The sequence below is a fragment of the Chromobacterium aquaticum genome (assembly GCF_021129195.1).
GTDB lineage: Bacteria > Pseudomonadota > Gammaproteobacteria > Burkholderiales > Chromobacteriaceae > Chromobacterium > Chromobacterium aquaticum.
In genome coordinates this window covers 1-1,597 of record NZ_JAJOHW010000238.1, presented here as the reverse complement: position 1 = coordinate 1,597, position 1,597 = coordinate 1, and the positions used below count along the sequence as shown (strand labels likewise).

General features: G+C 67.3%; 1 pseudogene. It reads left to right on the top strand.

Going from position 1 to position 1,597, the window contains the following annotated elements:
• Positions 1-28 precede the first annotated feature (28 nt).
• Positions 29-1,597, top strand: a pseudogene (locus LQT98_RS24095) (hypothetical protein); the annotation flags it as partial.

The following is a 1,597-nucleotide window of genomic DNA, read 5'->3' as shown; positions in this document are numbered from 1 at the left end:
CCGCCGCCCCAGGCAAGGGGGAGCCGACATGAGCACCACCTACGAACCGCCGGTGATCACCATCCCCCTCAGGCTCTGCGACGGCAGAACCGTGCAGGCCCACGCCAGCTGGTTCATCTGCGGCACCGAATACCCACCCGACTTCGCCAACTACACCCCACTCGTCAACGGCGAGCGCGCCTTCGCCGCCGTCCACCAGGCCATCGCCAACGCGCAACGCTCCGTCGACATCGTTTGCTGGGGCTTCCAGCCCTCCATGCGCTTCGTCCGCGACGGCAGCGCGCCCGCCATCGGCGCCCTGCTCGAACAAAAAGCCCGCGCCGGCGTTCAGGTCCGCGTGCTGGGATGGACCCTCGAACCCTTCGGCATCAGCGTCACCGGCGCCGCCGGCGAAGCCAATATGCCCGGCAAGAACCCCGTCGCCATCATGGACCGCCGCCAAAACGCCGAACTCGATCCCGATGAGCAAAGACAGGCGCAGCAAGAGTACGACGCCCAGTTTCAGGTCGATCGAGACTGGTTCCGCGCCTACGACCGCAAACAGCCCGCGCTGCCGCTGCGCTTCGTCGGCCGCGGCTTCAGCCTCAAGGACCGCATCAATATCTTCAAGAGCATCAGCCGCGCCGACCTCAAGGCGCTGGACAACGATAGCAACACCCTGGACCGCGACCTCAGCCTCGGCAGCCGCCTCGTCATGGCCGGCGTCCCGTCCCACCACCAAAAAATGGTGCTGGTCGACTATCAGGACAACACCGCCGCCATCGGCTTCGTCATGGGCCACAATATGCTGGACGGCTACTGGGACAACGACGCCCACAGCCGGCAGCGCCAGCCCCATGACCGCGGCCGCAACGGGGCCTATCCGATGCAGGACCTCTCCTGCCAGCTCAGCGGTCCCATCCTCGAATACCTGCACCTCAACTTCGCCCAGGCCTGGCACAAGGAAACCGGCGAGGATTTGCTCGGCGAGCGCGACGCCCAAACCGTCGGCGAGGGCCTGGAGCGCGTCTTCCGCCAACAAAAGCTGCCCACCGCCAACAGCGTGATGGCCCAGATCCTGCGCACCCAGCCCCAGGACAACACCCAGGACATCGAAACGCTGTATCTGCACACCGTCGGCAACGCCACCCAATACATCTATATCGAGAACCAGTACTTCCGCTGGCCGGTGCTGGCCGAGCGCATCCTCAAAAATGTGCGGACCCAGACCGCGTGCGGCCGCGACTGCACCCAGCACGGCCAACTGCACCTGTTCGTGGTCACCAATGCCAGCGACGACGGCATGGGCCGCGGCGGCGTCAACACCTACCGCATGCTGGACGCGCTCGGCCGCGCCGACACCCTGCCCGCCGTCGCCCGCACCCAACAAGTGGCGCAGCTGGAACAACGGCTGGAAGCCGCCCGCCAGGCCGAACGCGCCGGACAGACCCTGCCGCCCGGCCAGAGCGCCGCCGACCTGGCCGCGCAACTGGAAGCAGCCCGTCAGGCCAAGATCGACGAAGTGAGCGACAGCCAGGAAATCCAGCAGCTGGAGCGCGCCTGCGAGCGGGCCGCCGCCGCCGAGCGCGCCGGCCAAACCCTGCCGCCGGGACAAAGC